At 41.1% G+C, this 3,233-nt stretch carries 7 protein-coding genes, 2 tRNA genes and 1 pseudogene; all 10 read left to right on the top strand.

Features of this window, described 5'->3' with window-relative positions; all coding sequences use genetic code 11:
* Positions 1-186 (top strand): annotated as a pseudogene (locus GGG_RS0118575) (hypothetical protein); the annotation flags it as partial.
* Positions 183-368, top strand: a complete 186-nt coding sequence (locus GGG_RS0118570) for a hypothetical protein (protein WP_010117785.1) — start codon at positions 183-185, stop codon at positions 366-368. The pseudogene GGG_RS0118575 and the gene GGG_RS0118570, both read left to right, overlap by 4 nt.
* Positions 361-732, top strand: coding sequence for a hypothetical protein (locus tag GGG_RS21440; protein WP_010117781.1), 372 nt, complete (start codon positions 361-363; stop codon positions 730-732). The genes GGG_RS0118570 and GGG_RS21440 overlap by 8 nt, the downstream gene beginning before the upstream one ends.
* A 131-nt stretch (positions 733-863) precedes the next feature.
* The gene (locus GGG_RS0118555; protein WP_010117779.1) at positions 864-1,259 is read left to right on the top strand and encodes a hypothetical protein; all 396 of its coding nucleotides are present in this window, start codon (positions 864-866) and stop codon (positions 1,257-1,259) included.
* Between the two features lie 9 nt (positions 1,260-1,268).
* Positions 1,269-1,820, top strand: a complete 552-nt coding sequence (locus tag GGG_RS0118550; RefSeq protein WP_010117777.1) for a hypothetical protein — start codon at positions 1,269-1,271, stop codon at positions 1,818-1,820.
* 164 nt (positions 1,821-1,984) lie between these two features.
* Positions 1,985-2,221, top strand: coding sequence for a hypothetical protein (locus tag GGG_RS0118545; protein WP_010117775.1), 237 nt, complete (start codon positions 1,985-1,987; stop codon positions 2,219-2,221).
* Between the two features lie 275 nt (positions 2,222-2,496).
* Positions 2,497-2,573: transfer RNA gene (locus GGG_RS0118540), tRNA-Arg, on the top strand.
* Between the two features lie 2 nt (positions 2,574-2,575).
* A tRNA-Ile gene (locus GGG_RS0118535) sits at positions 2,576-2,652 on the top strand.
* Between the two features lie 127 nt (positions 2,653-2,779).
* Entirely contained in the window at positions 2,780-3,058 is a 279-nt protein-coding gene (locus GGG_RS20105; RefSeq protein ID WP_010117773.1) for a hypothetical protein, read from the top strand.
* Positions 3,051-3,233: DUF968 domain-containing protein (locus tag GGG_RS0118520; RefSeq protein ID WP_010117770.1), on the top strand; the 183-nt coding region annotated here is incomplete at its 3' end. The genes GGG_RS20105 and GGG_RS0118520, both read left to right, overlap by 8 nt.

Here is a 3,233-nt window from a genome sequence, read left to right as displayed (position 1 = left end):
GAACAGGGTGGAATTAAGGTGCGCTGGTCTGGTGTTTCTAAGCAATGGCTTGATGCTGTTGATCATGACTTAAAAGACTTAACCGCTGTAAGTGCATGGGCTACAGCCTCATGTGTGGGAATGGTGGAGGATTTAAACCCTGCTGCTGTTTTGTTCAATCGCTTAAATCAAATGGTGGCACTATGACAACTATAAACAACGATTTAAATGATTCTGAAACCAATCAAAAAGCAACTAATTGTATTGATTGCGGTAATTGCAAGAATTCAAAAGTTTCAAATGAACCGATCAAACAAATCGAATCAGACCACGTCACAGACATTCGCAATCATCTTAGTCCGAGTACGAAGGTGATTGAGCATGAGTGATTTTGAAGAATACATCAAAGTGAATTATCCACGTGACTATGAGCGTCAAAAGCGGATTTATCCAGATCAAAGGGTGGAGGAGCTGTACTCAGAAGATTACAAGATGTGGAACCACCAACAAGCCATCATCGACAACCTGAAAGCCCAACTCAACAACATGGAGGCTTGTTATATCGAGAAGAAGAAGGAGTTGGAGGATCAGCAAAAGCGGATTGATGAGGTACTGGAATATTTGGATGGTGAAAGCGCTAACCGCTGGGGCTTGTGGAAAGAAAAAGCGGACATGCTTGATCAGGGTGCAAGTAATGCATTTGAGGAAGCGTATTGGATGGCTAAGAAGGTTTTGCGAGGTGAGCATGAATAAGTTTCAGCAAGAGGTCGCTGTGCTCATGATCTGTAATGCAATCTTATTTTCCGAATTTAAAACAAATTGGCTTGGATTGGTTTTAATAGTTTGGACGACTGTTTTTTTTATTCAGATGTCGAGAGGCAACAATGCAAATTCCTAAAGGGTGGCAAACACAATCTAAACCTGTTGCGAGATCAGTCCTTAAGCCTAGACAAAAACATGAACCATCATTAGGTGAACGGCTCTTATGCCGTCACCTAGACGCTTTGAAAATCGAATATGTGCAAGAGTTTAAGTTTCATCCTGAGCGGAAGTGGAAGGCTGATTTTCGCATTGAGGGCTACCCAATTTTGGTTGAGGTAGAAGGAGGTGTGTTTTCAGGTGGTCGTCATACTCGCGGCAAAGGTTATTCGGCAGATTGTGAGAAATACAGTGCAGCGGCAATCCTTGGCTGGGTAGTGATTCGAGGTACAACAGAACAGGTCAAGAAAGGGATTGTCGTTGGTTGGATCGAAGAAGCGATTAAGAAGTTAAAAGTTTAAGGGGCAATTATGAACGCAGTAGCAGAAAAATTTGAACCATTCGAGTGGCTGACTCATGGCATCACTGCCAAGTCACCGCAATTCAGTGATGAGGCACACGGTACAGGAGAGAAGCCATTGGATTATCAAGATCGCTTGGGTGCTATTGCGTCATTAGATACACCACTTGAAAAGGCAATCACTTCAATTGTAATTTTTGGAGAGAATGCAAAAGGAGATTATGATTTTCTATTAAATCATCTAGCAGGGATTATGGTAAAGGAGGCGACACAGGATGGTAAGAAAGATCCTGATAAAATGACCTTGAAACACTTGGCTTCACTTATTGCTCGTATGGTCCTAGATTTTGCTATCAATCCAGCAATGGAAGATAACTTTACAGCTAAAGGGCGTTTGTACTATGCAGGGATTGGTGAGAATAAAATGAATTATGATGCCTATAGAAAATCATGGAAGCAATACGAAACCATGATGATCCTATCAATTGAAAGTGCAATTAAATGTGCATCTGAAGGTGTAGAAAAGTACAGAAAACAAACCTATAAAGATGTGAAAAATTAAGCTTCCCAAAATAATGGGAATAGGATATATTAATTCATATACTGGTCGTATTACGGTTTATCCGAGACCAAAGTCAAAAGCTCATCGAAAGGTGGGCTTTTTTTGACATTATTTGTTCATAAAATTAAGTGATAATGCCTTTTTGTTTTTGAGCTTTAACTGAAATGGCAATTCTAACTGTCAAGAAATTAGATGATACTCTTAGTGAATTAGTAGTTAACGGCAAAAAACCTGAAAAGATTTTGTTGGGTTATAAAGCGTATGGCGAGCTAATGAATGATCGTAGCTTTTTTGAGGAAGTAGCAGGGTCGGCAATGGATCCAAACAAACGAAAATATAAAAATATTAAAATTAAGGTTACCCAAGACGAATACCAGTTTGAAGTGAAGTGTCAAAAATAGGTTTAAGTATCAAGGAAAGCTCGCCAAATGGTGGGCTTTCTTGTTGTCTATTAAAAGACAGCCATTATATCCAATGTGATTTCGTCACACATTGAGTTAGCCTCAGAGCCTCAAATTGTGGGTGACACCCCGACCAAAGAGAATGAAAGACACAGAGCGGATCAATAGCTAACTTTGAGATGTTTGTCGTGTTGAGTAGCGGTAGATCAGTTGCCGAGCTGATCAATATCGTAATCTAAGGCAGGGATGTGGCAGATCACCACATCCTTTTTTAAGCGCCATTAGCTCAACTGGATAGAGCATGGGTTTTCTATACCAATGGTTGTGGGTTCGAATCCTACATGGCGTGCCAATGGGCCTTAAGCTTAAGTGGTATAAGCGTCCCGCTCATAACGGGGAGATAATCAGTTCAAATCCGATAAGGCCCACCAAAATTCAGGAGATCCGCATGCTCCAATTGTTAATGTGCTTATTCGGCCTACATGGTGCGACTGAGATCGATTACACGGTTGATGATGAAGAAATCAAGGTGTGTCGTGATTGCTTGAAAGAGATTGATTGACCCTCGTCACTTCGGTGACACTAGCCGAACGTATTACGGCACATGAAACCCCACTCAATATGCATTATTGGTGGGGTTTTTCTTTTCTTATTGGTGGTTACATGACAGACAAAGTACAAGCGAAACAAGACTTAGAATTTTGCAGTGCTGAGCTGTCTAAGTATCAGAATCTCAGTAGATCGGGATTGACGCGGGCAGAGATGCTAACGATTGACGGCATCATGATTAAGCTAAAAGAGCGCATTAAGAATTTACGTGAAGCATTGTATGCGTGATGCAAAGCGATTAGCAGCAATCAGAAAGCTTCCATGCATTCGATGCGGCAATCCAAACTCACAAGCGGCTCACAGTAATTCGGCAAAGCATGGTAAGGGTAGAGGGATAAAAGCAGATGATTCGTTTACAGTTCCTTTGTGTCACGTGTGCCATTCTGATTTTGATCAATACAAG

The organism is Acinetobacter sp. P8-3-8 (genome assembly GCF_000214135.1).
Classification (GTDB): domain Bacteria; phylum Pseudomonadota; class Gammaproteobacteria; order Pseudomonadales; family Moraxellaceae; genus Acinetobacter.
Note: the sequence above shows the minus strand (reverse complement) of the source record. Positions and strands in the feature narration are given on the sequence as shown.

What these genes read in the sequence shown, in the direction of transcription:
- GGG_RS0118545 (WP_010117775.1), top strand. Translation starts at nt 1,985, where the DNA reads ATGGCAATTCTAACTGTCAAGAAATTAGATGATACTCTTAGTGAATTA.
- GGG_RS21440 (WP_010117781.1), top strand. Translation starts at nt 361, where the DNA reads ATGAGTGATTTTGAAGAATACATCAAAGTGAATTATCCACGTGACTAT.
- GGG_RS0118570 (WP_010117785.1), top strand. Translation starts at nt 183, where the DNA reads ATGACAACTATAAACAACGATTTAAATGATTCTGAAACCAATCAAAAA.
- GGG_RS0118550 (WP_010117777.1), top strand. Translation starts at nt 1,269, where the DNA reads ATGAACGCAGTAGCAGAAAAATTTGAACCATTCGAGTGGCTGACTCAT.
- GGG_RS0118555 (WP_010117779.1), top strand. Translation starts at nt 864, where the DNA reads ATGCAAATTCCTAAAGGGTGGCAAACACAATCTAAACCTGTTGCGAGA.